The organism is Planococcus salinus, from assembly GCF_003719725.1.
In the GTDB taxonomy this organism is placed as follows: Bacteria; Bacillota; Bacilli; order Bacillales_A; family Planococcaceae; genus Planococcus; species Planococcus salinus.
In genome coordinates this window covers 86,069-110,348 of sequence record NZ_RIAX01000002.1, presented here as the reverse complement: position 1 = coordinate 110,348, position 24,280 = coordinate 86,069, and the positions used below count along the sequence as shown (strand labels likewise).

The 24,280-nt window shown below is 46.3% G+C and carries 26 protein-coding genes; 24 read left to right on the top strand and 2 right to left on the bottom strand.

The window, feature by feature from the left end; genetic code table 11:
* Positions 1 to 47 precede the first annotated feature (47 nt).
* The 24 genes from EEX84_RS03200 to EEX84_RS03085 all read left to right on the top strand — a co-directional run bounded on the left by EEX84_RS03200 (position 48) and on the right by EEX84_RS03085 (position 21,859).
* Complete coding sequence (locus tag EEX84_RS03200; RefSeq protein ID WP_123164147.1) at positions 48 to 347, top strand: hypothetical protein; 300 nt, start codon at positions 48 to 50, stop codon at positions 345 to 347.
* A gap of 131 nt (positions 348 to 478) precedes the next feature.
* Positions 479 to 916, top strand: a complete 438-nt coding sequence (locus tag EEX84_RS03195; RefSeq protein WP_123164146.1) for a BrxA/BrxB family bacilliredoxin — start codon at positions 479 to 481, stop codon at positions 914 to 916.
* On the top strand, positions 913 to 1,692 hold the full coding sequence (locus EEX84_RS03190; protein WP_123164145.1) for a class I SAM-dependent methyltransferase: 780 nt from the start codon (positions 913 to 915) through the stop codon (positions 1,690 to 1,692). The genes EEX84_RS03195 and EEX84_RS03190 overlap by 4 nt, the downstream gene beginning before the upstream one ends.
* 318 nt (positions 1,693 to 2,010) lie before the next feature.
* On the top strand, positions 2,011 to 2,604 hold the full coding sequence (locus EEX84_RS03185) for a YpjP family protein (protein ID WP_123164459.1): 594 nt from the start codon (positions 2,011 to 2,013) through the stop codon (positions 2,602 to 2,604).
* 72 nt (positions 2,605 to 2,676) lie between these two features.
* Positions 2,677 to 3,621: a thymidylate synthase gene (locus tag EEX84_RS03180; protein ID WP_123164144.1), complete on the top strand. Its 945-nt coding sequence runs from the start codon at positions 2,677 to 2,679 to the stop codon at positions 3,619 to 3,621.
* Positions 3,622 to 3,632: 11 nt separating this feature from the next.
* Positions 3,633 to 4,115: a dihydrofolate reductase gene (locus tag EEX84_RS03175; RefSeq protein WP_123164143.1), complete on the top strand. Its 483-nt coding sequence runs from the start codon at positions 3,633 to 3,635 to the stop codon at positions 4,113 to 4,115.
* An 88-nt stretch (positions 4,116 to 4,203) separates the two neighbouring features.
* A complete protein-coding gene (locus tag EEX84_RS03170; protein ID WP_123164142.1) occupies positions 4,204 to 5,043 on the top strand; it encodes a DegV family protein in 840 nt (279 codons plus the stop codon).
* Between the two features lie 38 nt (positions 5,044 to 5,081).
* Positions 5,082 to 5,876, top strand: coding sequence for a GDSL-type esterase/lipase family protein (locus EEX84_RS03165; protein WP_123164141.1), 795 nt, complete (start codon positions 5,082 to 5,084; stop codon positions 5,874 to 5,876).
* Positions 5,877 to 5,880: 4 nt separating this feature from the next.
* Complete coding sequence (locus EEX84_RS03160; RefSeq protein ID WP_123164140.1) at positions 5,881 to 6,456, top strand: YpmS family protein; 576 nt, start codon at positions 5,881 to 5,883, stop codon at positions 6,454 to 6,456.
* A gap of 16 nt (positions 6,457 to 6,472) precedes the next feature.
* On the top strand, positions 6,473 to 7,003 hold the full coding sequence (msrA, locus tag EEX84_RS03155) for a peptide-methionine (S)-S-oxide reductase MsrA (protein WP_123164139.1): 531 nt from the start codon (positions 6,473 to 6,475) through the stop codon (positions 7,001 to 7,003).
* Complete coding sequence (gene msrB, locus EEX84_RS03150; RefSeq protein ID WP_123164138.1) at positions 7,000 to 7,425, top strand: peptide-methionine (R)-S-oxide reductase MsrB; 426 nt, start codon at positions 7,000 to 7,002, stop codon at positions 7,423 to 7,425. Before msrA ends, msrB begins: the two co-directional genes overlap by 4 nt.
* Before the next feature lie 205 nt (positions 7,426 to 7,630).
* Positions 7,631 to 7,846, top strand: a complete 216-nt coding sequence (locus EEX84_RS03145) for a YozE family protein (protein ID WP_123164137.1) — start codon at positions 7,631 to 7,633, stop codon at positions 7,844 to 7,846.
* Positions 7,847 to 7,915: 69 nt separating this feature from the next.
* The gene (gene deoD, locus EEX84_RS03140; protein ID WP_123164136.1) at positions 7,916 to 8,620 is read left to right on the top strand and encodes a purine-nucleoside phosphorylase; all 705 of its coding nucleotides are present in this window, start codon (positions 7,916 to 7,918) and stop codon (positions 8,618 to 8,620) included.
* Positions 8,621 to 8,722: 102 nt separating this feature from the next.
* On the top strand, positions 8,723 to 10,264 hold the full coding sequence (locus EEX84_RS03135; protein WP_123164135.1) for a lmo1851 family serine protease: 1,542 nt from the start codon (positions 8,723 to 8,725) through the stop codon (positions 10,262 to 10,264).
* Positions 10,265 to 10,323: 59 nt separating this feature from the next.
* On the top strand, positions 10,324 to 11,205 hold the full coding sequence (locus EEX84_RS03130) for a CobW family GTP-binding protein (RefSeq protein ID WP_123164134.1): 882 nt from the start codon (positions 10,324 to 10,326) through the stop codon (positions 11,203 to 11,205).
* Positions 11,202 to 11,441 (top strand): hypothetical protein, encoded by a 240-nt coding sequence (locus tag EEX84_RS03125; protein ID WP_123164133.1) that lies wholly within the window; start codon positions 11,202 to 11,204, stop codon positions 11,439 to 11,441. The genes EEX84_RS03130 and EEX84_RS03125 overlap by 4 nt, the downstream gene beginning before the upstream one ends.
* Positions 11,442 to 11,629: 188 nt before the next feature.
* Positions 11,630 to 12,712 carry an undecaprenyldiphospho-muramoylpentapeptide beta-N-acetylglucosaminyltransferase gene (locus tag EEX84_RS03120; protein ID WP_123164132.1) on the top strand — a complete coding sequence of 361 codons (1,083 nt, stop codon included), beginning with the start codon at positions 11,630 to 11,632 and terminating at the stop codon, positions 12,710 to 12,712.
* 84 nt (positions 12,713 to 12,796) lie between these two features.
* Positions 12,797 to 13,753: a diaminopimelate epimerase gene (dapF, locus tag EEX84_RS03115; protein WP_123164131.1), complete on the top strand. Its 957-nt coding sequence runs from the start codon at positions 12,797 to 12,799 to the stop codon at positions 13,751 to 13,753.
* Positions 13,754 to 14,016: 263 nt separating this feature from the next.
* The gene (locus EEX84_RS03110) at positions 14,017 to 16,845 is read left to right on the top strand and encodes a 2-oxoglutarate dehydrogenase E1 component (protein WP_123164130.1); all 2,829 of its coding nucleotides are present in this window, start codon (positions 14,017 to 14,019) and stop codon (positions 16,843 to 16,845) included.
* A gap of 24 nt (positions 16,846 to 16,869) precedes the next feature.
* Complete coding sequence (gene odhB / locus EEX84_RS03105; protein WP_123164129.1) at positions 16,870 to 18,144, top strand: 2-oxoglutarate dehydrogenase complex dihydrolipoyllysine-residue succinyltransferase; 1,275 nt, start codon at positions 16,870 to 16,872, stop codon at positions 18,142 to 18,144.
* Between the two features lie 85 nt (positions 18,145 to 18,229).
* Positions 18,230 to 18,820 carry a DedA family protein gene (locus EEX84_RS03100; protein ID WP_123164458.1) on the top strand — a complete coding sequence of 197 codons (591 nt, stop codon included), beginning with the start codon at positions 18,230 to 18,232 and terminating at the stop codon, positions 18,818 to 18,820.
* A gap of 58 nt (positions 18,821 to 18,878) precedes the next feature.
* The gene (locus EEX84_RS03095) at positions 18,879 to 19,085 is read left to right on the top strand and encodes a DUF6501 family protein (RefSeq protein WP_420812546.1); all 207 of its coding nucleotides are present in this window, start codon (positions 18,879 to 18,881) and stop codon (positions 19,083 to 19,085) included.
* A 53-nt stretch (positions 19,086 to 19,138) separates the two neighbouring features.
* On the top strand, positions 19,139 to 19,996 hold the full coding sequence (locus tag EEX84_RS03090; RefSeq protein WP_123164127.1) for an ATP-binding protein: 858 nt from the start codon (positions 19,139 to 19,141) through the stop codon (positions 19,994 to 19,996).
* Between the two features lie 9 nt (positions 19,997 to 20,005).
* The gene (locus tag EEX84_RS03085) at positions 20,006 to 21,859 is read left to right on the top strand and encodes a nitric oxide reductase activation protein NorD (RefSeq protein ID WP_123164126.1); all 1,854 of its coding nucleotides are present in this window, start codon (positions 20,006 to 20,008) and stop codon (positions 21,857 to 21,859) included.
* A gap of 214 nt (positions 21,860 to 22,073) precedes the next feature.
* On the opposite strand, the gene EEX84_RS03080 is transcribed toward EEX84_RS03085, so the two are convergent.
* Entirely contained in the window at positions 22,074 to 23,255 is a 1,182-nt protein-coding gene (locus EEX84_RS03080) for a toxic anion resistance protein (protein ID WP_123164125.1), read from the bottom strand.
* Positions 23,227 to 23,934, bottom strand: a complete 708-nt coding sequence (locus EEX84_RS03075) for a 5-bromo-4-chloroindolyl phosphate hydrolysis family protein (RefSeq protein ID WP_123164124.1) — start codon at positions 23,932 to 23,934, stop codon at positions 23,227 to 23,229. The genes EEX84_RS03080 and EEX84_RS03075 overlap by 29 nt, the downstream gene beginning before the upstream one ends.
* Between the last annotated feature and the right edge of the window lie 346 nt (positions 23,935 to 24,280).

The following is a 24,280-nucleotide window of genomic DNA, read 5'->3' as shown; positions in this document are numbered from 1 at the left end:
CAAGCAGATTGAACCAAAATCGGGATCATTGAACAGGAGGTGCAACCATGGAAGAAAATATGTACTCAATTGAACTTCTTCATCAGGGAAAATACGAATCCTGGGATTTCAAAGACGAGAAGACACGTGATGAAATGTTCGAAAAAGTGAAGAAAGAATTTGCAGACAGGCGCATCGATGAGAAGAATGAGGATGTGGATGACTCGAAAATCGTCCAATTGTCGGCCACCAATCTCAAAATCAAAGACGATGGAGTTTCGCAGACGGTACCGTATGAATGGTACAGATCGAGCGCTTTCAACGATATTCTCGTATCTTTGAATCACCGGTATGAAGATTTGGAATGAGCGTCTCTTTTGAGATGCTTTTTCTTTTTTGATCAGAATGAATGAAAAAGTAATAACTTTCAGTTAACATGAAGGTAGGGACATCTGTATTATTCAGGTGAGAAATAAAAAATACAAAGGTGGTTTATTATATGAACGCATACGATGAATACATGCAGGGCATCGTTGCACCGATGCGAAAAGAATTGACGGATGAAGGTTTCAACGAATTGCGGACGGCTGAAGAAGTCAACCAGCATATGAGCGAAGCAAAAGGAACGAGCCTGGTAGTCATCAATTCCGTTTGTGGGTGTGCTGCAGGACTGGCGCGTCCGGCGGTAATCGAAGCAACAAGAACGGTGAAAGTCGCTCCGGATCATCTTGTCACTGTATTTGCGGGACAGGATAAGGAAGCAACAGCGCAAATGCGTAATTACTTTGAAGACATTCCGCCTTCTTCGCCTTCCATTGCGGTTGTAAAAGATGGGCAATTGGCTTATTTTATCCCCCGGGAACAAATTGAAGATCACCCGCGCGAACATATCCGCGATCATTTGGTCCAGGCACTGGAGCAGGTAACTGCGCAGTGAAGACGGTTGTGACCACAGCGTATCGGCCGACGCCGTTCACGCTGGACGAAGCAAAGTCGGTTTCGGAGCAGTTGGCGATTCCGCTGGTGCCGCGCAATAAACGGTCTGTTGAAAAACTTCATCAGGAAGAACAGGCCGATGTGCTGGTCGCTGCAAAAGAACGACTCGAGTTTTATCCGTTGGGTAAAACCGAGCCGTTCTTTTTTCACCCGAATTCTTCTTCTTTCCGGACAAAGCGGCCGCTTCATCAAGATCCGTTGATTGAAGTTTCCAAACTGGCAAAAGGCGATGTCTTCGTAGATTGTACATTGGGAATGGCTTCGGATGCCATCGTAGCTTCCCAGTTTGTAGGTACGGAGGGGAGAGTGGTTGGGTGCGAATCACATCCGATACTGGCATACGTTGTGCAGCAGGGATTGCAGCGCTATCAGGGAATGCCTCATTTGCATGAGGCAATGAAGCGGGTCGAAGTGGTGCAGGCGGATGCGGCTGAATACCTGGCGGGACTTCCATCGAACAGTGTGGATGTCGTGTATATGGATCCAATGTTTACAGAAACCATATCAGAAGCGTCCAATTTTGAAACCATCAGGCAGACTGCCAACAAAGATCAGCTTTCATTGCGCTGGGTGACAGAAGCGCGTCGTGTAGCCCGCAAAACGGTTGTATTGAAAGCACATTTCCGCTCCACGGATTTTGAGGCTTACGGCTTTGTCCGGCGGGTCCGGCCCAATACAAAATTCCATTACGGTGCCATCAACTGCCTGAACGGTTAAATCGGCATTAAAAAAACTTCCTTACTTTTCTAAGGAAGTTTTTTTAATGCCGGCTGCCGGCTTTCAAAGCTTTTCAGTCTTCAATTTGGGTTAGTCTGTGAAAGAAAGTGATGTTAGGTATACAAGCATAAACAATAGACCGATTCCGATCAAGATTGATGAATCCATGAAAACTTCCTCCTTTTTCAAAAAAACAGCACGTTCCGAATACATTTATTGTACAATGAATTCTAGGAAGATGAAACCTTTAGCAGGTAAATTCGTTTAAATTAAAGAGTGAAGTTACTAAAATGTTCAAAAGTGAAGGTGAATCCGTTGATTAAGAATTGGTGGCAAAAATCGCTGATTGTGGCAGTTGCGGTGCTGACGTTTGGAGCGATTTCGCCCGACCACAGCATTTGGGAATCATTGCTTGACGAAAAAGGACAGCCCAAATCACATACATCACAAAGCGATGACAAACAGTATAGCTATGACTGGATCGACCTGAGTGAATATTATGAAACCGGGCCGAATTTCCTTGCAACTGTACACCAGTCTGCAGAACAACAGGCTTATATGAAATTCGGATCGCGCATCGGTCCTGTGATTCAAGATGAATTCCAAACAGCGATTTTGCCGGGCATCCAGCAGGCGATTGACTTGAACCTGGCCGGCCTCAGCACCAGCCAGTTGAATCGATTGGCGATTTCTGAAAAGCCATCAGGCGATTATTCGGAAAAGATTTTCCATATTTACGATACGGCAACAAACAAAGATGCCATCCGTTTCCATGTCCGGACCGAGAAAAAGCCATTGGAAGGGTATTTCTTCAACTTCCATTATCATTTGGCGGAAGATGATTTCCAGAAGCACATAGCGCTTGGGGAAATCTACTGGTCGAAAAATACGCCGCCAAAATGGCTTTCTTAAAACTGTTACACTTGTAACGGTTTTTTTTTATTAAATTTTGTTATGATGAAAATAGCAATGGAGGCGAATAAAATGAAACAGTACATAGAACTTTGCGAGCACATCCTGCAGAATGGCGCAAAAAAAGAAGACCGCACAGGAACCGGGACATTGAGTGTTTTCGGCTACCAGATGCGTTTCAATTTAAATGAAGGATTTCCGTTGATGACAACGAAAAAAACAGCATTCCGTTTGATCGTTTCGGAATTATTATGGTTCATTAAAGGAGATACGAACGTAAAATCACTGATTGCCGAAAACAATCATATTTGGGATGAGTGGGCGTTCGCGCAATGGGTGGAAAGCAGTGAATACAACGGTCCGGATATGACGGATTTTGGCAGAAGAGCCCAGCAGGACGATGAATTTTCAAGGCAGTATCAGGAACAGATGGCAATCTTTCAGGAAAAGATCCTGACGGATGACCAGTTTGCCGAAAAGTACGGGGACCTGGGTCCGGTCTACGGCAAACAATGGCGTTCCTGGGCAACCACAACAGGAGGCACCATCGATCAGTTGCGGAATGTCATAGAAGCCATCAAAAACAACCCAGATTCCCGTCGCCATCTGGTGACTGCCTGGAACCCTGAATTTGTCGATGATATGGCGCTGCCGCCTTGCCATACGATGTTCCAATTTTACGTCGCTGACGGCAAGCTGTCCTGCCAGCTGTATCAGCGAAGCGCGGACGTTTTCCTGGGCATGCCTTTCAATATTGCATCCTATGCGCTGCTGACACATTTGATTGCGAGGGAATGCGGGCTCGGCGTAGGAGATTTTGTTCACACCACTGGCGATACGCATCTTTACTCCAATCATATGGAGCAGGTGAAAGAACAACTGCAGCGAACTCCAAGGGCTTTGCCGATTTTGAAAATCAATGAAGAAATCGATTCAATCTTTGAATTGGAAGTAAAGGATATTTCAGTCGAAGGCTATGATCCTCATCCGCGGATCAAAGCACCGGTTGCAGTATAAGGAGGGATAGCATGATTTCATTGATGGTGGCACATGATCCGAACCGGGTCATCGGAAAAGACAATCAGTTGCCATGGCACATTCCGGAAGACCTGGCCTATTTCAAGAAACACACGGTCGGCAAAGGGATGGTCATGGGCCGCAATACATTTGAGTCGATCGGTCGTCCCTTGCCGAAAAGGCGGAATATCGTCGTCACACGGAACGAAGAGTACCGCGCTGAAGGGGTGGACATTGTCCACGACCTGGATGAGGCCATCCGGTTGGCAAAAGAAGTGAATGATGAAGTGATGGTCATTGGAGGCGAACAGATTTTTCGGGCGATTTTACCGGAAGCCGACCGCCTGTATATCACGTTGATCAAAAAGCCGTTCGAAGGGGACACGTTTTTTCCTGAGTATGGTGAAGAATGGAAGTTGGTGACGGCTTCCGAAGAAAAGCAGTCGAACGGCATCCCTTTTTCTTATTTGGTGTATGAAAAAAGCGGCGATTGATGCAGGCTCATTGACAAGAAAGACCTTATCGTTTGCGATAGATTTAGAATGTTTTTAAAATAAAGGAAACCAGTAAGGAAGTGGATAGATGTCAAAAATACACGTGGTGACAGATTCTACAGCAGATCTGAAACAGGAGACAATTGAAAAATACAATTTGCATGTAGTACCATTATCGATACAAATCGGTGGCAAAACTTATTTGGATCGTGTGGACCTGGAGCCGGAATCTTTTCTGGAACTGATGGAAAAGTCGGAAGAACTTCCAAAAAGCTCACAGCCTTCCCCCGGTGTTTTCAAGGAGTTGTACGATAAACTCGGAAAAGACGGCGACCAGGTGCTGTCGATTCACATGACGGGCGGCATGAGCGGCACAGTCGAATCTGCAAGAGCGGCAGCCGAGCTGACAGAAACGGATGTCACGGTAATCGACTCGCGTTATATTTCCCATGCGCTGACTTTTCAAGTCGTAGAAGCTGCTGAAATGGCCAAGCAGGGAAAACCACTCCAGGAAATTGTGGACCGGGTCGAACAAATCCGCAAAAATACAAAACTGTACGTAGTGGTCGATACGCTTGATAATTTGGTCAAAGGGGGACGTATCGGCAAAGGACGGGCGTTGGTTGGATCGTTCCTGAAGATCAAACCGATTGCCTCACTGGATGATGGAGGATATACGCCAGTAGCCAAAGTTCGGAGCCACAAGCAGGTGGTCCAGTATTTGATTAAAGATTTCGAAGAAAGGACGGCCGGAAAAGTGGTAAAAGGCATCGGGATTGCCCATGCCAACGGTCTATCGATGGCGGAGCCGCTGCGTGAAATGATTGCTGAAAAGGGATTTGCTGATATCAAATTCGATTATACGACACCGGTAATATCCACACATACAGGAATCGGCGCCATCGGTTTCATGTTTTACGCAGAATAAGCCGCGCTGCATCCCACTTTGAAAAAGGAGAGAATACATTGAAACGCATCCTGTTGATCGGAATACTAGTCATGTTTATATTACCGGGATGCAGTTCTTCTTTTATCTTTGGCAACGATGAAGCAGAACCGCGTATTCCAGCAGCGTTTACGGCATTTACTGTACCGCCGACTTTTGTTCCGGACACATTGATCATTACGGCCATCGGGGATTCGCTGTCACAGGGTGTTGGTGATGAAGCCAATAGAGGCGGCTATGTGGGCAGATTGGCAGGAGAAATAAGGGCGTGGCAGGGAGTGCAGGGAACGTCTGTTGAAAATACCGCAAAACGCGGCCGCCGCAGTGACCAATTGCTGTCTCTTTTTCAACAAGGGGAATTGACTGGTCCGATCGCAGAAGCAGATTATGTGACAATGACGATCGGTGGCAATGACATTATGAGAATCGTTAAGAGAGATCTGTTTTCACTCAATGTCCAGGCTTTTGAAGACGAATTGGTATTATACGAAAACAGGGTCCGCAATATTTTTGCGGCAATCCGGTCCATCAATCCCACAGTTCCCATCATTGCAGTCGGCGTCTATAACCCTTTCTCACTGATCACGGACGAAATCAATGAATTTGACGAAATCATCACCAGTTATAACCAGACCATGGAGGAAGTAGTTGAAGAAGACCCTCAAGCCTGTTATGTACCGGTCAAAGACCTCTTCCTTGGCAACAAGAACCTGGTGTATCATACAGATTTTTTCCACCCGAACAGCAAAGGGTATAATTTAATGACAGAACGGATTTTGGATAGAATGGAAGAATGCGGACTTGGTAGGGGGTGAGAAAATGAAGGTGTGGCGAACTGCTTTTTTTATGCTGCTGGCGTTGAATGTATTAGCTATCATAGGAATTGTCATCCTGATCAATACACCGGCAAGTGGTCATTCGGCGTATGAACCCGAGGCCAGGCCCCCTGTTGAAGGAAATTCCTTGATCGTCCGGACAACCAAAACGGATTTTGAGGGAATTGCCAATACCTATATTCAGCAAGCGATGGATGATCAGCCGATTCCCTTGCAACTATCGGTTAACAGCGATGTCAGCTTATCTACGCAAATAGATGTGTTTTCCATGACATTGCCAATTCTGATGAAATTTGACCCGTTTGTGCAGGAAGACGGCAATTTATTGCTGGAACAAAAATCCGTTGAGGTCGGGATGTTGGATATTCCCCCTGAATCTGCGTTAAAGTTACTAAGAGACTCTGTGGATCTTCCTGAATTCATGGAAGTGACGCCGAAGGAAGAAACTGTACTGCTGAGATTGACAGAAATTCCTTTGGAAGACGGCATTACAGTGGAAGCGGAATCTTTTAATCTGGAAGAAGACGATATCCGGCTGAAAGTGACCGTTCAACCATAGAATGGGGAGTGGAAAAATGAAAACTGAGAAAGCGACTTTTGCAGGAGGCTGTTTTTGGTGCATGGTCAAACCGTTTGATTCCTTGGACGGAATTGAAGCGGTGGTCAGCGGCTATACCGGTGGAGACAAACCGAATCCGACATACGAAGAGGTATGTTCGAATTTGACAGGACATGTGGAAGCGGTGGAAATCACCTTCCAGCCTGATATTTACCCGTACGAAAAATTGCTGGAAGTATTTTGGACGCAAATTGATCCGACTGATCCCGGCGGTCAGTTTTTTGACCGGGGCTCTTCCTATGCAACAGCCATATTTTATCACTCGGAAGAACAACGGCAGGCAGCTGAAAAGTCAAAACAGGAACTGGAAAACTCAGGGAAATTCAATAAACCCATCGCCACCAGCATTCGGGAAGCCAAGCCGTTTTACCCGGCGGAAGATTATCATCAGGACTATTACAAAAAAAATCCGGCTCACTACAACCGGTATGCGACCGGTTCGGGAAGAGCCGCATTCATTCAAAGAAATTGGGGTGCTGAGCAATGAAAGATGAATTGAAAAAGAAGTTGACACCGATGCAGTACAAAGTGACGCAGGAAAATGGCACGGAACCGCCTTTTCAGAATGAGTACGACCAGCATTTTGAAGAAGGGATCTACGTTGATATCGTTTCCGGCAAGCCGCTGTTCAGCTCGAAAGACAAATTCGATGCACATTGCGGCTGGCCCAGTTTCTCCAAGCCGATCGAAAGCGAAGAAGTCAAAGAAAATTTGGATACAAGCCACGGCATGAGAAGGACGGAAGTGCGCAGTTCCACTGCTGATTCCCACCTGGGGCATCTTTTCCCGGACGGTCCAGCATCCATGGGCGGTCTGCGCTACTGCATCAACTCTGCGGCGCTGCGCTTCATCCCGAAAGATCAATTGGACGCCGAAGGGCTGTCGGAATACAAGCAATTGTTTGAATGACTAAATTCCCGGACAGCTGTCCGGGAATTTTCATGTTCAACTATAATTAAGTTGAACTGGTGACTTTCACTGGCGATATTCCGCAAAACAGCAGCGCAACGATGCAGAGACAGGAGCACCGGTTTATGCCCAAAGCGGCCGAAGCAGTGTATAAAAGCTGATTTTTAGTTCACAATATCTAGTTATAGAAGAAAGGGGGACACAGATGGAACGGTCATTTTATCATTTCGCGCTAAGCTACCGTGGAAAAATGAATCCGGACGATTTTTCGAGGTTCGCAGACGCCATGTTCCTCGATCATGGTTTTCCAAAAAGTTCGAAGGATTTCGAAAAAATCTCCAGATATATTGAAGAAAGAGCCCATCCTGTCATGACGGCTTCCACATTCGATGATATGTGGGAAGAATACAGAAGCCAATAATGTCCATGATTGCACTGGCTGTAAAAAAACAGTATGATTAAACCGACTAAAACAAAGTGAGGTTTTTAGATGAGTGTTCATATCAATGCAAAAAAAGGCGAAATAGCGGATACGATTTTACTTCCGGGGGATCCTTTGCGGGCAAAGTACATCGCTGAAACGTTCCTGGAAGACGTAACTTGCTATAACGAAGTGCGCAATATGTTCGGTTACACAGGAACATACAAAGGAAAGCGGATTTCGGTGCAGGGCACAGGGATGGGAGTTCCTTCCATTTCCATTTATACTACTGAGTTGATGAACGAGTACGATGTCCAGAAATTGATCCGTGTCGGTACATGCGGCTCTATTCATCAGGACGTCAAAGTGCGTGACGTCATCATCGCACAAAGTGCTTCAACTGATTCAAAAATGAACGAAATCATTTTCAACGGCATTGATTACGCGCCGACCGCCAATTTCGATTTGCTGCTGAAAGCTTATAACGCAGGGTTGGAAAAAGGGTTGAGCCTGCGTGTCGGCAATGTCTTTACAGAAGATGTTTTCTACAATGAACATGCAGAACACGAAAAATGGGCGCAGTACGGTGTGCTGGCACTTGAAATGGAGACTGCTGCCCTTTACACATTGGCTGCTAAATTCGGGCGTCAGGCTTTGTCTGTATTGACGGTCAGCGATCATTTGCTGACAGGGGAAGCGACATCTTCAGAAGAACGCCAAACCACGTTCAACGACATGATCGTCGTCGCACTGGAAGCCGCCATTCAGGAATAACAAAGAAAAAGACTGTCCAGGCAGTCTTTTTCTTTTCATTTCTTTTAAACCTTGTTAAAATCGAAACAGCATGAACTGGCAACTATGAAAGTGGGGAAGAAGATGGATGAGAAGCGTCCTGGCGATGAGCAAGAACAAATACCGCCTGTAGAAGAAGCGCCGGCTCACTTTATCCGGATGAAGACATTCAATTTTATCATGCTTGTCGTCGTCCTGATATTACTGACCACCGGATTGACTGTGTTCGCACTGACTTTTGGAGAAGATAAGGCAGTGGAAGTGAATTCTCCCGAGCGGGTGGAATTCCAGAAACTTTATGCTGCATATGATGAACTGAAAAACGGCTATTACGAAGAATTGGATAACGAAGAATTGATCAACGGAGCCATCAATGGCATGGTCGACTCTTTGGAAGATCCATATTCCGATTACATGAACGAAAACGAAGCAGCGCAATTTTTAGAAGGTATATCCTCGAGTTTTGAAGGAATTGGCGCAGAAGTACAGGAACGCGGCGGTTATGTCACGGTCGTCTCCCCGATCAAGAATTCACCGGCTGAAAAAGCGGGTATTATGCCGAATGATCAAATTCTTGCCGTGGACGGCAAAGATATCCAGGGCTACAGCACGACCGAAGCTGTCATGCTGATCCGTGGTGAAAAAGGGACGGAAGTGACATTGACTATACAACGTGAAGGAATTGAAGACCCCATCGACGTGAAAATTGTCCGGGATGAAATTCCGATTGAAACGGTGTATGCAGAAATGATCGGCGACCAAACCGCTCATATTCAAGTCACCAGCTTTTCAGAGAACACCTATGAAGAATTGATGACGGCTATTGAAGACATGGAAGAACAGGGCATGCAAGCGATGGTGCTGGATGTACGCCAAAATCCGGGCGGCTTATTGACTTCCGCGCTCGATATTTCCAACCTTTTCATTGAAGAAGGAAAAGAAATGTTTGAAGTGGAGGCAAAAGGCGAGGAACCAGAAATCTATTTATCGACACCCGGCGAAAAAGTGGATATTCCCGTCACTTTGCTGATCGATGGAGGAAGTGCTTCAGCTTCTGAAATTTTGGCGGGCGCTATGAGTGAATCTGCTGATGTTCAATTGGTCGGAGAAAAAACGTTCGGCAAGGGCACGGTCCAAACAGCCAATGATTTGCCGGACGGCTCAAACTTGAAGTTTACGACGGCGAAATGGCTGACACCGGACGGCAACTGGATTCATCAGGAAGGAATCACTCCGGATGTTAAAGTTGAATATCCGGAATATGCTTCCTTGCCGGTCATCGATCCGTCACTCGAATTGAAAGACGGCACTATTTCAGAACATGTCCGTACTGCAGAACAAATGCTGGAAGTGGTCGGCTATGACCCGGGTGAAATCGACGGCGTTTTTGAAGAACAATTGGAGCAGGCTGTCACGGCGTTCCAGGAAGACAACGAATTGGAATCTACAGGTGTGCTGACTGAAGACACTACGTATAAGTTGATGGAAGCTCTCCGGGAAAAAATCGAAGAAGAGGATCCTCAACTTATGGAAGCCAAACGCCTTGTCATGGAAAAAGCGGGAATTGAGACCGCAGCTTCAGAAGAAGCAGAAGAGACGGAAGAAACAGAAGAAATTGATGAATAACCGATAGGTCCGCATTTGCGGGCCTTTTTTTACAATGATGATTGAAAAAGAGGGATAGCATGGTAGATGTGTATTTGTTCAGCGGATTTTTAGGAAGCGGCAAAACAACGCTGCTGAAGCATATGATTCAACAAATGAAAAAAGAAGGTTTAAAGCCGGCTGTTTTCATGAACGAACTGGGAAAACTGAATTTCGATTCTGAGGAAGTGGAAGGTGGGGTTCCACTCAAGGAACTGCTGGAAGGCTGTATTTGCTGCACAGGATCGGAAAAGTCGGAAGCTCAGATCCAAACTTTATTGGCAGAAGAAGATTTTGATGTATTGCTGATTGAAACGACCGGGGCTGCTCACCCTGTCGAGGCATTGGATGCTATTTTTTCTCCGCTGTTTGCAGAGCAGCTCCATTTCAAGGGAATCGTCACTGTGGCAGACAGCAAGCGCTGGTTTGACAGAAATTCACTGAGTCCGCAGGTCCGTTCGCTGTTTCTGGAACAGGTCCGCCATGGAGATTTAATCCTGGCAAATAAAATGGATTTGCTGACAGAAGCTGAGCAGGGGCAAGCGATTTATGAAATCCAGTCATTGAACCCTTCGGCACAGATTATTCAGACGGTCCAATCCAAAGTTCCGTTTCAAGCTTTGAAGAGAATGACGGTTTCAGGGAAAAGCGAAACGGTAGGAGCGCCCCTTGCGAAATTGAATTTAGGGACGAAGGTACTGGAGTTTGCCCGGCCAGTCAATCGGGAAACGTTCGAGCAGTGGCTCCGTGATTTGCCGGAAACCGTTTACCGCATCAAAGGATACGTGCCGCTGGAAGGTGATAAATACCCTCATTCTTTCCAGTATGCCTATGGAATGGCACAATGGCTGCCGGAATTTATGAGCATGAAACCGCAGGTGGTCATCATCGGGGAAGAAATCCAACAGGTGGAATTGCCATGATTGAAGCTTATCAGAAATTATGGCCGAATAGGGCGTCAGTTAAAAATATCCGTACTCAACAGGAATTGGAACAGCAAATTCTCATTGAACTGAACGATGAGCTGACTCATCCGCGCGTCAGGAAGTCAAAAGAGGAAAAACTGGCCCTTGCCTTCTCACGAATTGAACAATCGGATTTGACCAAACAACAAAAAAAAGATCTGGTATCACTATACAAAAAGATTGCTGCTCAGTGAGCGGCAATCTTTTTTTGTCTTCATTGAGACCTTCCTTTCCTTGATACAAGCCATTTATGCTACAATTGAAGAGATGTACAAATGCGGAAACGGGTATTTTAACAGTCAGAGCCGGCTCCGCAGAGAATTGGAAAATCGTTAATGCCATAAGTACAAATGAATTTTAATTGCAGAGAGTGGGCCAATAAATGAAGAAAAGAAAGATCATTTTGACCGGAGGAGGTACAGCAGGACACGTATCGCTGAACCAGGCACTGATTCCGGAGATCCAAAACCTGGATCTGGATGTCGAATACATCGGATCAAAAAACGGCATCGAAAAAGAGTTGATCCGGGAATCGAATCCGGATATCCCTTATCACGCCATCGCCAGTGGAAAGTTGCGCCGTTATTTTTCCATGAAAAACTTTACGGATCCTTTTCGTGTCGGGATCGGTCTGATTCAGGCAATCAATGTCATCCGGAAAACGAAGCCGGCCGCTATTTTTTCAAAAGGTGGTTTTGTATCGGTTCCAGTCGTCATGGCAGGGAAAATTATGACAGTGCCTGTTATTATTCACGAGTCAGACGTTTCGCCTGGATTGGCCAATAAGCTGGCAATGCCGTTTGCTGATCATATCTTTACCGTTTTCAAAGAAACACTGAAGTATGTACCGGCGGAGAAATCCACGTGCACCGGAGCGGTCATCCGCAGTGAGTTAATGGACGGTTCCGCAGCGAAAGGAAAAGAAATCTGTTATTTCGATAACGATTTACCTGTTCTTATGGTTATGGGCGGAAGCCAGGGGTCTGCCATCATCAACCAAGCAGTTCGAGACAATCTGAAAAAGCTAACGGAAAATTTCAGCATTATCCATTTATGCGGTAAAGGCAATGTGGACGAATCTTTGTCACAACAACCGAATTACCGCCAGTTTGAATATGTGACACATGAATTGTCCCATCTTTTACATATGACTGACTTTGTCGTCTCAAGGGCCGGTTCCAATTCCATCTTTGAATTCCTGGCTTTGAAAAAGCCGATGCTGCTGATTCCGCTGTCTGTCCAGAAAAGCCGCGGCGACCAATTGCTAAATGCCCGGCTGTTTGAACAGCAGGGATTTGCGCATGTCATGGAAGAAGAAGAACTGACATCAGAGAGTTTTATGCAGGCGATCAACCGGCTGCGTGCCGATGAAGATATACTGGTGGATCAGATGACTCAAGCGGAACCGCCAAAAACTTCCTATGAAATGGCGAAGTTAGTGGTCGCTCACACGAGCAAAAGGTGACGGACACTCTCTTCAGTGGAGGCTCGCTCCACACGGACAAATTGATGATGAAATTGGAGAAAAGAAAGAGCAGAGGTGAGCAGAATGGACATTACATTGCTGAAAGTTCATGGATCCATGAATACATTTTATATGGTGGAAGGGCCGGAACGGCAGGATTATGACCAGTTGGCGCTGCAATTGGCGGAACTGGATCAAGGGATTGACGGTTTGCTGGTGATACTGCCTTCCGCAACAGCTGACGCCAAAATGCGTGTCTTTAACCGAGACGGTTCCGAGGCTTCCATGTGCGGCAACGGTTTGCGCTGTGTTGCCCGTTACGTCTGTGAACGCGGCAATTTAACAAACGCGGTCATAGAAACGATGAAGGCGCATTTACATGTGGAAAAAGAACAGACGCTGATGGACGGCATCGCCACGTATTCGGTGGAGATTTCACCGGTGTCTTTCCAGTTAACGGATTTGCCGATGACTTATGACGGCCGTGAAGAGCTGATTTTGACTCCATTGCCATTTGTTTCGGAAGATGTTCCTTTTACAGCCGTCGCGGTGCCGAATCCCCATTTGATCGGTTTGGTGCCTGGGTCATTCCAGGCAGATGAATCTCACCAAAAAAGATGGGCAGAAACTTTCAATGGCCCCAATGACTATTTTTCCGACGGTGTCAATGTCAGTTATGTCACCAAAGTGGAAGATGGCATTTTTGTCAGAACCTTTGAGCGGGGGGTGGGCTTCACCAATGCGTGCGGCACAGCGATGACCGCATCGGCTTTGGTCAGCTGCATGGCCGGAATTGTTCCATACGGAGACGTTTACGTTTACAACCCAGGTGGAATGGTTAAGTGTTCAGTGTCAAAAGAAGGCGACCGGATTTCGTTGAAGCTGACCGGCAATGCAAGTTATTTGTCGAAACACGTATTTGACTGGAAAGATACCAGCGAAGACAGCCGGTTTGTGTCGGCAGACGATTTGGGTGAACAGGCCAATTATGAAAAGTTCAGCCGACAAACTTCTGCCGTGGCTCGGCAGTTTGTGGGATGAGCCGTTATTTCTGTTTGAATTTCGTCGATTTTACGGTTTTTTAACCTCAATTTTCACTTTCTTAAACCCGAAATTTCTAAATGTGAATATTTTCACGGAAAACCATTGTTTTTTTTACTGGAAGTAGTAAGATTGATATGGAAATTTGTTCTTCAATTGATAGAACGCCTTGCGCTTTATGTCCGGCGGGAGGCGTGATAAAATATGGAAGACATACAATAGTTAAAGTGACTGCCATGAGGCAAATAGTTGGAGGTTTTTTTATGTCTAGCAATTATTCAGGTGCACAATCTCCCTGGAGTTCCATTACGGGTCCAAACTTGGGATATGTAATGGAAATGTACGATCTTTACCAGGAATCCCCGGAATTGATCGATCCGGAATATGCAGAGCTTTTTGAACAATATGGTCCTCCGGTTGAAGCGGCCGGACAGCAAACAACAGCTTCCACTGCTGCTCCGACAGTCGAGAGTGGCGTAGATCCAAACAAATTTGCCAAAGTGCTGGCAGCTGTCCAACTGGCTGAAGCGATCCGTGCACATGGTCATCTGGCTTCGGATATTTATCCGCTTCAGGACCAGCCAAAAGATACGGAACGCTTGGAGCTTTCCGCATATGGGTTAACGGAACAGGATTTGAAAGATGTGCCGGTTTCCTTCATATTAGCGAATGCCCCGTCCGACGTGACAAACGGGTTAGAAGCAATTACTTATCTGAAATCCCTTTATACTGACAAAATCGCCTATGAATTTTCTCATATTGTACAGCCGCAGGAACGCAGCTGGATTCAGGAGAAAATTGAATCCGGTCAATTGAAGCCTTCACTGGACGCAGACAAGAAAAAAGAATTGCTGGATTTGTTGACGCGTGTCGAAGGGTTCGAGAAATTTATACACCGTACGTTTGTAGGGCAAAAACGCTTTTCGATTGAAGGGGTAGACACTTTAGTCGTTCTGATGGAAGAGTTGGTCCGTTTGTCCGAAACAGCCGGTACGGAGAATATCATGATCGGGATGGCGCATCGCGGTCGTTTAAATGTGCTTACACATATTCTGAACAAGCCATATGAAATGATGTTTGCAGGCTTTGCCCACGTCGGCGACGAAGCTTTCCTGCCGGAAAACGGTTCTCTGGAAATTACAAAAGGCTGGTATGGTGATGTGAAATACCATATGGGTGCCACGTATCGTTCACCGGATGGCACCAACATCAAACTGGCTTACAATCCATCCCACCTGGAAGTTGTCAATCCGGTTGTAGCGGGGCAAACACGCGCAGCTCAGGAGATCACTGACCAGAAAGGGATGCCGAAAGTCGATCCGAAAAAAGCATACGCCATCATGGTTCATGGCGATGCCGCTTTCCCAGGTCAGGGCGTTGTTGCGGAAACATTGAATATCAGCCGTATCAATGGTTTTCATACAGGTGGATCAATCCATGTCATCGCCAACAACCTGATCGGTTTCACGACAGAACAACACGATTCCCGTTCGACTCATTATTCATCGGATCCGGCCAAAGGCTACGAAATTCCAGTGATCCATGTTAATGCAGATGATCCGGAAGCAGTGGTTGCTGTTGCACGTCTTGCTTTTGAATACCGCCAGAAGTTCGGAAAAGATATATTAATCGATTTGATCGGCTACCGCCGGTACGGACATAACGAAATGGATGAACCGCTTGTCACCAATCCGCTGATGTATCATGGCATCCATCAGCATGGAACAGTACGCGAGCTGTACGGAAAGCAATTATCTTCTGAAAAAGTTCTGACAGAAGATGACGTGCAGACGCTCGACAAAGACATTCAAAAAGAAATGCAGGAAGCGTATGACCGCGTGAAGGAAAACAAATCAGACGATGAAGGAAAAATGACGATTCCCGAAGCCGTATTGAATGGGTTCCCTGAAGTGCCGACAGGAGTCGATAAAGATGTCCTGATTAAAATGAATGAAGAATTGCTTGCTTGGCCAGGAGATTTTTCTGCATTCGGTAAATTGGCCCGCATCCTGAAACGCCGCGAAGATCCATTTAACGGAAAAGGAAAAATCGACTGGGCTCACGCGGAAACACTTGCGTTCGGTTCCATTCTTCAAGACGGCAATCCAATCCGTATGTCAGGGCAGGATGCGCAGCGCGGGACGTTCGCTCATCGCCATCTTGTACTGCATGATGAAAAAACCGGCAACGAACTCGTACCGCTTCACCATATTTCCGGTGCCGAAGCATCATTCGCCATTTACAACAGCCCATTGAGTGAAGCTGCTGTTCTTGGCTATGAATACGGTTATAACGCCGAAAATGAAAAAGCACTTGTCATCTGGGAAGCCCAGTACGGAGATTTTGCGAATATGGCTCAGATGATGTTCGATCAATTCATTTCTGCAAGCCGTGCAAAATGGGGACAAAAATCAGGACTTGTGATGCTCTTGCCGCATGGCTATGAAGGACAGGGTCCTGAACACTCAAGTGCCCGTCTGGAAAGACATTTGCAGATGGCTGGAGAAAACAACTGGACAGTGGCTAACCTTTCAAGCGCCGCCAACTATTTCCATATTCTTCGCCGGCAAGCGAAAATGCTGGGTGAAGAGTCCATTCGCCCACTGATCATCGTTTCTCCTAAATCTTTGCTGCGCCATCCAATGGTGGGAGCGGAATTGGAAGACCTAGCGGAAGGCCAGTTCCAAACTGTGCTGGAACAGCCGGGAATGGGCAAAAAGAAAACGAAAGTGGAACGGATCCTGTTTGCCAGCGGCAAAATGGCAATCGACCTGGCAGAACGCGTAAAAGACGGAAAAGGTTACGACTGGGCGCATATTGTCCGTGTCGAACAACTGTATCCGTTCCCGGCCGAAAAAATTCAGGCGATTATCGACCGTTACCCGAAAGCCAAAGAACTGGCATGGGTTCAGGAAGAACCGCAGAACATGGGTTCATGGTCATTTGCAGAGCCGTATCTGCGTGAAATCGCGGATGGCAAAGACGTGACATATTATGGCCGCATCAAGCGTCAAAGCCCTGCTGAAGGTGATGGCGAAGCGCATAAAGTGGAACAGGCGCGCATTATAGACGAAGCATTATCGCAATCTTAAGGATCAACTAAGGAGGAATTTTCTGTGGCAGAAATCAAAGTACCAGAATTAGCAGAATCGATAACAGAAGGAACAATCGCACAATGGTTGAAGCAACCAGGCGATACAGTGGAGAAAGGCGAATTTATCGTTGAATTGGAAACAGATAAAGTCAACGTTGAAGTTATCTCCGAAGAAGCTGGTGTTGTACAGGAACTGAAAGCTGAAGAAGGCGATACGGTGGAAGTTGGACAAGTCATCGCCATCGTTGGAGAAGGTTCCGGGGAAGCTTCAGGAGACAGCGCGTCTGCTGAACCGGCACCGAAATCAGAAGAGCAGGAGCCTGCAAAAACAGAAGCTCCAGCAACTGAAGAAGCTGTAGAAGAAGCACCAGCAGCCGAAGAACAAAGTTCTTCTGACCGCACGATCGCAAGCCCTGCAGCCCGCAAATTGGCTCGTGAAAAAGGAATCGATCTTGCTGCCATCACTCCAGTTGATCCGATGGGAAGAGTACGCGTTCAAGATGTTGAAGCCCATAGCACCAAAGCGGCTGCTCCAAGCCAGCCAGCTCCTGCTGCAAAAGCTGAAGCACCAAAAGCGGCTTCTTCTGATGAAGAAAGCGGACGTATTGTACGCGAGAAAATGACAAGACGCCGTCAAACAATCGCAAAACGTTTACTGGAAGTTAAACAATCGACTGCCATGCTGACAACTTTCAATGAAATCGATATGACCAACGTGATGGCATTGCGCAGCCGCAAAAAAGATCAATTTGTGAAAAACCATGACGTGAAGCTTGGTTTCATGTCATTCTTCACAAAAGCGGTTACGGCTGCTTTGAAAAAATATCCATACGTTAACGCTGAGTTGGACGGCAATGATGTATTGCTGAAGCAATTCTATGACGTAGGAATTGCAGTATCAACTGAAGAAGGCCTGGTTGTGCCGATCGTCCGCGATACAGACAAAAAGAACTTTGCAGAGATTGAAGCGAGCATCGGTGAATTGGCCGCAAAAGCGCGTGATAAAAAACTGTCGATTGCGGACATGACAGGCGGTTCGTTTACCATTACAAACGGTGGTGTATTCGGTTCACTGATGTCAACACCAATCCTGAACGGCACGCAAGTCGGTATTCTTGGCATGCATACTATCCAAAAACGTCCGATTGCAGTTGGTGACGAAATTCAAATCCGTCCAATGATGTATGTGGCTCTTTCTTATGACCACCGTGTCATCGATGGAAGCGATTCTGTCGGGTTCCTGAAAATGGTCAAAGATTTGATTGAAAATCCTGAAGACCTGTTGCTAGAATCATAATCACAATTTCCGATAGTCCTGCGTTGCAGGGCTATCTTTTTTTTGTCATGATGGAAAGAGAAGGTCCCAAAGGCGGTTGGAAGCGATGGATTTGTCTTTTTTTATCGAACTAGTGAAAGAATATGGATATGTAAGTATGTTCCTGATCAATTGGCTCCTTCTTTTTGGCATGCCATTGCCAAATGAAGTCGCCGCCACCTTTTCAGGTGTGGTTACCGAGATCAACCATTTCAAACCGGTCTATGCATTTCTGGCTGCCTATCTCGGCTTGATCTCCAGCAATACGTTCGCTTATTTTATCGGCTTTACGCTCGGCATGCGTCTCCTCAGGAAGTTAAAAGAGACAAGGTGGAACAAGGCGATTCAAAAATTTGACGCTTTTTTGGTCCGTCGGGGAAAGTGGGCAATTTTTCTCAGCTTTTTCCTTCCTGGTTTTCGCTGGGCCATGCCGTATGTCGTTGGAGCCAACCGTTTCCCTTTTTTACAGTATGCCTTTTTTGCCTACACCGGCAGCTTTGTCTGGATGATGGTTTATTTTAATCTGGGCAGGACGTTTCCATATGCATATGACACCATACTTTCTCATCTGCAGCTTTTTTTTGTTTCCCTGTCGCTCGTGATCGCTTTGGTCATTACCATCCGTTCGATTTATCTGACCCGCTCAGTGCGTAAATAGCGGATTTGAAATTCAGCGCTCTTTTCCTTATACTTAAGCCATAGACATATTGAAAAGGATGAGAACTGTGATTCATAAAGAATGGGATACAAAAGAAACGATACGGACTGTCACATGCAATCATACAAAAGCGGCGAAATTCCTCGTCTCCAATGTATTGACTGAAGGAAAAACCTATGATGTAAAGAACGAAACCGAAGAGTTCATCTTCGTCGTCGACAACACCGGAAAAGTCGGCGGTTATTACAAAACATATTTTGAGTGAACAAAAGACCGATGCCAGCTCATCGGTCTTTTCTATTGAAAGAAGGTGTAAGGATGTCTCTTATTGAAAATGAAATCAGTAAACGAAAACAGCGTACACACGGTGACGATGAAATACTCATCGGAAAAGGAGGATATATTGCTCCGGATGATTATTTATGGCGGGATATCCTGTCTGCAGTCGTTTTAAAGAAACCGGTGCTGCTGAAAGGGCCGACGGGTGCAGGCAAGACAAAACTGGCGGAAAGCGTCTCTGCAGTCTTTGCTCAGCCAATGCAAAGCGTCAATTGTTCTGTGGATCTGGACGCGGAAGCACTCCTTGGCTTTAAGACATTGGTTCAAAAAGACGGACAAAGTGTTATTGAATTTGTGGAAGGGCCCGTTGTTACGGCGATGAAAAAAGGCCATATCCTGTACATTGACGAAATCAATATGGCGAAAGCCGAGACGTTACCGATTTTACACAGTGCACTGGATTACCGCAGAATGATGACAAACCCGTTTACTGGGGAAGTGATCCAAGCGCATCCCGACTTTTCGGTAATTTCTGCGATTAACGAAGGATACATCGGAACAGCACCGATGAACGAAGCACTGAAAAATCGGTTTATTGCCTATCCGGTTCCTTACCTGACGGGCGATCAATTGGCAGAGCTGTGGAACCGGGAATTTCCGGAAGCTTCAACGGAGTTGAAATCGTTTATGCTTCATTTGGCAGCTGATTTGATGAAACAGGTGGAAAACGGTTTGCTGTCGGAAGAAGCGGCTTCGATACGCAGTCTGCTGGATGCAACAGCTTTATCGGCGCATATGGACCCAATGCGGGCAGTGAACTACGCCATCGCCGAAAAATTGGAGGACGAAAGCGAACGGGAATTGTTCAGGGATTTGGCCAATACATGGATCAAGTAGGTGAGAGGGATGGCATCAGTCAATCGATTCATCCAATTTAATAATGAAACGGTCGACACTCAATTGCTTCAACGGATGGAATTACTGGCAGGAGCACTTGCCGAAGCGCCCTATCTAAAAGTGACTACACGTAAACTGATGGAATTCAGGCCATCTGAATCCACCATTTCCATGAGTGTGTTTTGGAAACACCGGCCGGAAACGGTGGAGCGAAACGGTTATTTGTCAGATATTTATTTGATGAGCGGAGGATTTTGGCGTTATTTCAACTTGCATGAATGGCGCAGCTTTAAACGGATTGATACCCATCTGCCATTGCTTCTGGAACAATTGCTGCTGTGCGCTGAAGAATTCCGTTTAAGCGAACAGATCATCAAAGAACGTCCCGGCACAAAAAGAGCTTTTGAAATCAGGGAAACCGTCTATACCGAATACCACACCAAACAATTGGAACAGAACAGCCAAAAAGGTTTTTCTGCGGACGCCTTTTTGAATGCCGCTTATTTACGGCTCAGAGGGCGGCAGGATGCAGGCTTGGAGGAATGGGAGCCACTGTTTCAAATTTGGACGCATGTATTTGATGCCAGGACGACGGCAGACTCGGCAGATGTCATTGCACGGATGGTGGGGCGTCTGGAATTTCTGTTTGAAAAAGACACGGTTCAAAGCTATTACACATTCGGTGAGTCGCCTGACAAAGTCCCGCCGTTTCATTACCATGAAGGCGTGGAAACAGAAAATTCCGATGACGAAGAAAAAATCGAGACATTGGAGGAATGGTTCCACACCTGGCACAGGGAAATGGAAATGGAGGAAGCGGCAGCGCTGGAGTTCGAACTGGAACAGGGACAGTCCGGTATGGCAGAAGGAGGGCGTGAGGAACAGGGCGCAGAGGATGTTCAGCAAACCGCTCAGGGAGAGGGAAGAGGAGAGCATCTGGCAGACAACGAAGCAGCAGATGAACATTCGGACCAAGCGCCCAAAAAAGCGGGAAGCAAATACGGCGCCGCCAATGACCATGTCGAGTACCACGAGAGCAGGATTCGCGTAGTCAAAGGACATAAAACGGAAATCGATGCAGCGCGGAGCAGGCACACCCCTTATGTCAAAGCACTTTTGAAAGAACTGAGAAAGAGAATCGACTCCAGACAAAGCGATGCCAGGAGAAATCTGAATGCAGGCCGTCTGTCGAAGCAGCTGGTGCCACTGGCAATCGAAGAGCGTCCGAAGCCGTTTTACCGGAAATCAGCACCTTCCAGGGAACTGGATGCTGTTTTTTGCCTGCTGATTGACGGCTCTGCTTCAATGATTGATAAACTGGACGAAACGAGACAGGCGGTTCTGCTGTTCCATGATGTCTTGAGAGGATTAAATGTTCCGCACGAGATCGTATTATTTTATGAAGACGCATATGAAGCGAGTGAGAGCCGTCAGCCCAATTATTTTGAATGGATGCATAAATTTGAAGACGGAACGAAGGACCATGCACAGGAAATTTGGTCAATGGAAGACCATGAAGACAACCGCGACGGTTTTGCAATCCGATGGATGAAGGACCGCCTCCGGAGCCGTACAGAACAGCATCGGTTTTTGTTGGTTTTTTCCGATGGAGAACCTTCCGCCTATAACTACGCGGAAAATGGTGTAATTGATACGGCGAAAGCAGTGGAGGAAACAAAAAAGCAGGGCATTGAAGTGCTGCACCTGTTTCTCAGCAGTGAGAAAATCACCGAAGAACAAGCCGCTTTTTACCGCATGATGTATGGCAATAAATCAGTCAGTGCCAATTCACTTGATCAATTTGTCGACCAGACGCTGCGGTTATTGAAACGGACACTGCATCTGGTGCTTCAGGGTGGGTGAAGTGGATGGAAAAAGGGAAATTAATGCTGATAAAATGAGTTTGATTTCCTATAAAAGGATTTACCTGCTCTGATAAGCGAAATACTTTCCAAAACCAATGAAATACTGTCTCTTGCAGACGAAATACTTTCCAAACCATTGAATTTACTTTCCAATCAGAATAAGCACCGAAAAACCCCATGAAGCGCAAAGCTTCATGGGGTTTCTGTCCAAATTATTGATTGCCGCCTTCCCGTTCATCGCGGATGGTCAGCAGGCGCTGTTTCAAATCGTTTTCCATTTTGCCGATTTCGAGTTCAGCCGCTTTTCGTTTGGAACGGCCTTCAGCCTGAATCCGAAGCGTTTCTTCAATGGTTTCCAACAGATTCTCCTGGGTCTCTTTCAATGTTTCAATTTCCACAATGCCGCGCTCATTTTCCTTGGCGGTTTCAATGGAATTGACTTTCAGCATCTCGGAGTTTTTCAGCAGCAGATCGTTGGTCGTCGAAGTAACTTGCTTTTGTGCTTCGACTGCTTTGTTTTGTCGGTTCAGCGTCAGGGCAATGGCAATCTGGTTCTTCCACAGCGGAATGGACGTCATGATCGAAGCTTGGATTTTCTCCGCCAACGTCTGGTTGGTCTGCTGGATCATACGGATTTGCGGAGCGCTTTGGATGGTGATTTGACGGGATAGCTGCAAATCATATAAGCGTTTTTCCAGACGATCGACAAACTGTACCATGTCGTTGACTTCCTGATACGCCATCTGGTCCTGGGAAGTTTCCGCTTTTTTGCGCATTGCCGGAATCGTTTCATTTAAAAGTTCATCCCGCTTCAGTTCAGCTGCGGCGATATAGACATTCAGTGCCTGGAAATACGTCTTGTTTTGGTCATAAAGCTGTTCAAGCATCTGAACATCTTCCAACAGGCCGCGTTTGGAATGTTCGAGCTGGATTCCGATCCGGTCCACCTGTGTGCTGAGCTTCTGGTATTTGGTCATCATTTCCTGAATGGAGTATTTGGCTTTGGAGAACAGTTTCCGGATACCTGAGCGTTTCTCCTGGGATAATTCTTCCGGATTCAGTTCGTTCAGCTTTTTCATCAAGTCATGAAGTACATCGCCGACTGGACCGATGTCTTTTTTCTGAACATGTTCCAGCATACGGTGGGAGAATTGACTTAATTGGTTTTGCGCATTGGCGCCATACGTCAAAATCGCTTCATAATCACCTGCCGGAATCTGTTTGGCAAGCTCCCGTGCTTTTTTTTGTTCTTCTTCCGTCAACCGCTCCATCAGCGCAACGGGCCGACCTGTTTCTTTTTCGGCAATTTCGAGTTTTTCCGGTGCTGTTTCAATGCCGAAAGGGGTTCCCAGCAAATCATCCAAATCACTTTGAGTCGATCGATTCTGTGTCATTTTTCATATCTCCTTCACTGTCTGTTTGTGGTTGCATCAGCAGCTTCTGGCTGTTGGTATGATCGACAGCCATGCGGGCATAATCCAGTTCAATCCGCAGCTGTTCGACGTCGGTTGACAACACCTGCTTCAAATCCTGCTCCATCACTTCTTTCATGGAGCGCAGCATTTCACGCGTGTCCTGAAGGGCAACTTTTATTTCCCGGTCCTTGACAGGTTGATTGACGAGCAAGGTATATTTCTCGGTCAGTTCAATGGCCGAATCCAAATGGGAATAAAAGAAGCGTTCGGCATGATAAAACTTTCGCGGATTTTGCTGGACCACCGTTGTGATTTTACTGGCAAGCTTTGAGATATCCATCAATTGCTTGAATGATGTAATGGAACGCACCCGGTAATAATGGCCCTGCAATTGCTTGATTTTTGTTTTTGCTTCTTTTACCTGGAGACGCACATGTTTATATTCACTCCGCGACATGCCCAATTTCTTGGAGTCGGAGGAGTATTGTACTTGTTTCATGGTGGTATTGCTGGCAAGGTATGTGCCGGCTGCCACGGCTCCTGAAGCGATGAATCCAATTTCCGCTCCCAAATAAAGAACAGGAAACATCACTGTCATGAGAGGCAGGCTGACAGTTTGTCGTTTGATGAAGTTTTCAAATGGCTTCATGGGCTTCATGGAAGAATCCTCCTTTGCTGCTACTCAATTATACGTTTGCAGACTTGAAAAGTTTCAGCAATTCCGTTATTCTGACAGGCAAACGGAATTCAATGAACGGTAACGTTCAAAACTGGGTCGGGACAGCAGGAAACCGATCTTGCAGGCATTGCCAAAATGCAGGCCCACAGTTTTGTCCGGTTAGTTTTTATCAAAGGCGAAATTCCTGCTGAGTAAAATCAATCTTTCTACTATGTATTTTACGGGAAACAAGTTGTCAATACAAACTTAGGGACCGCGGGAAAAAGAGGCGAAACACTGGACAGAAAGGAAAATCTTTGGCAAAATGCATAGTAAGGAAAGAAGG